Annotated in this window: 3 protein-coding genes; 1 reads left to right on the top strand and 2 read right to left on the bottom strand. The window is 60.9% G+C overall.

The features are described 5' to 3' along the window. Positions 1-54: 54 nt before the first annotated feature. Together BG455_RS12230 and BG455_RS17720 are read right to left on the bottom strand one after the other, a co-directional pair. Entirely contained in the window at positions 55-705 is a 651-nt protein-coding gene (locus BG455_RS12230; RefSeq protein WP_071470293.1) for a hypothetical protein, read from the bottom strand. 212 nt (positions 706-917) lie between these two features. After that, complete coding sequence (locus BG455_RS17720) at positions 918-1,361, bottom strand: helix-turn-helix domain-containing protein (protein ID WP_071470292.1); 444 nt, start codon at positions 1,359-1,361, stop codon at positions 918-920. A gap of 5 nt (positions 1,362-1,366) precedes the next feature. Between BG455_RS17720 and BG455_RS12220 the strand changes: the two genes are divergently transcribed. Then, the gene (locus BG455_RS12220) at positions 1,367-2,017 is read left to right on the top strand and encodes a hypothetical protein (protein WP_071470291.1); all 651 of its coding nucleotides are present in this window, start codon (positions 1,367-1,369) and stop codon (positions 2,015-2,017) included. Positions 2,018-2,182: the final 165 nt, after the last annotated feature.

Here is a 2,182-nt window from a genome sequence, read left to right as displayed (position 1 = left end):
GCTCGCATCACGACGGGCCGTAGGGACGCGTCCAGGCGGCGGCCGATCCGTGTGCTACGGCTTTCCGCCTTCCATGATCCGCAGCAGGGGGCCGGCGCCCTCCCGGGCAGCCTTGCGGGCCGAGGCGTTGGGAATGTGCGTGGCAATGCCGGGATTCAGGAAGTAGCGGACAGTCCGACCTTCCTTCTCGCGGCGGATCGCGTTGATCGAGGCAAGCTCGCTCATAATCCGGCTGAGGTTCTGCGGAGTCTCGCCCACACGCTCTGCCAGCTGCTGCCGCGTAGCCATGATCTCGCCGGTGTCCATGCGGAGATGTTCGAGCAGGGTGGCCCAGAGCTCTTGTGCCTTGTGCGGGCGCTTGGAGTGCTGGTTGATCCAACGGACCACGGCAGCGTTTTCTTTCGGTCCTAGCATCACGAAAATCCAGTTTTCAGAGCTTTTGGCATGGGCTTTGGCGGCGCCGTCGATCTTGGCAAGGGTGTCGGGATCGAGGCCAAGGCGACGGGCCTGAGCGACGAACTGGCGGGCTTCCTCGCGCCGTTTCTTGGCCCGTTCATCGGATAGCTTGGTGACGGTGTGACCTCGCTCCTGCGGGGTCTCTGAGGCGGGTCCGCGGGCACGGCGTTTCAGGCTCTTTTCGGCTCTTTCGATCACCGCCGCGAAGGCATCTTTCGCTGACTGCATCTGTCCCTCAATAGGTGTCATGCTGTGACACCATGTAGTGTCATGCGGTGACACTTATTTCAAGCCTAAGTCGTTAGTGAAAAAGCAATATCCGGCTGACCTAGATAGAGATAGATAATATCTCCCTTACCCTCTTGTGGAAAACTTGGCCGTTTGCGCCTCTGGAACGGTCGGATTTTGCTGGGGAATAGGATGGTGGTTTTGGCCACCGCAGCGCCCCGATCGGCAGCGGATCAGGACTTGGCCGAGAAGGGCCACAGGCGGCGCTTGCCTACTGGCACAGGAGGCGGGGCCGAGGCGGTGTCGTTCCTGGCAAGTTCCCGGACCTGACCCCGGAGATCCTCGATCTCGGCCACCAGAGCGCCGCAGAGAGCTTCTAGCGCGCCAAGGCGCATATCCATGCCCCTGTGATCCTCAGATGCCTCTGAGAGGCGCTGAGAGGCTCCCTGAGGGGCCTCTTCAGCTTTTGAGGCTATCGGAGGTGCGGGAGGCTTTAAGGGGCTCCTGCGCGCTCTCTGAGGCCGCTGCGCGATCCAAAGCTCAAGAGCTTCCCTTTCAATCGCCCACTGCCCTCCGATCTTCGTGGCCGGAAGGTCTTCGGTGGTGATGGCGCGGAGGATCGTCGCACGGCTTTTGCCGCAGAGTTCAGCGGCGGCGTTCGGGGTCAGTCTGCTCATTCTCAATGGAATGGACAGATTTGGACACCTTTGCAAGTTTTGCTGAAATAGAACGAAACGAAGCGAAATCCTCCCAAGCCTCTCCCAGCCTCATGAGGGGGAAGATGGCAGGAAATGTGAAATGTATACTTCGCCACGTCGCCGCCCTGTCCTTGCTGGCCGAAACGGCTCTGGGGGCGAAGAACGGCGACGTTGGCGGGGGCTTACAGCGACCGTTGCCAGAAACGCCATTTTGGGGGTTCAGGTGGAGGCGGGTAGAGCACCCAAGCATCTGTCGCCGGCATCGACGGCATGTCTTCGACCCGGATAACCTGTTCCTCGGCCTCTCCGCCTTGGCAGCCCGCCAGCAGAACGGCAGCGCCCAAGCCGAGAAACTGGCGTTTCGTGATCTGCCGGGGTCGTGGCTGTGTCATCCGATGTCCGATCCGTTGCGTCCGGCCTCTCTGGTACCGGAGGCGGCTGTAGCGGATCGGACTGTAGCCGGAAACATCGCCGAGCAGGGCGCAACACATAGCCTAGAAGCCGGAATGCAAATTCCGGTCTACATTGGCCATATCCTGCAACTCAAACACCCCTCCCAAGAGCCTCCCATCAGCCTTGGACGCCTGCCTGCTATCAAGGGGGTTCTGGTGGGCTGTGATGTTGGCAGGAAATAGGGGCTCTATGTTCAGTACCCCTCACGCAGCCTCACACCCCACGTTTTCAGGGCTTAGAGGGCCTTTTGGCATGAAGAACGAAAGTCCGCCCTGATGGGCGGGCAAAACCCCTCCTCCCCTGCCTCTTGGGGGGCGATGTCGTCGGGGTTTTGCGATGAGCCTGGA

Source organism: Roseinatronobacter thiooxidans (assembly GCF_001870675.1).
Classification (GTDB): domain Bacteria; phylum Pseudomonadota; class Alphaproteobacteria; order Rhodobacterales; family Rhodobacteraceae; genus Roseinatronobacter; species Roseinatronobacter thiooxidans.
The sequence above is the reverse complement of the archived record's forward strand: the minus strand, read 5'-3'. Positions and strand labels throughout refer to the sequence as shown.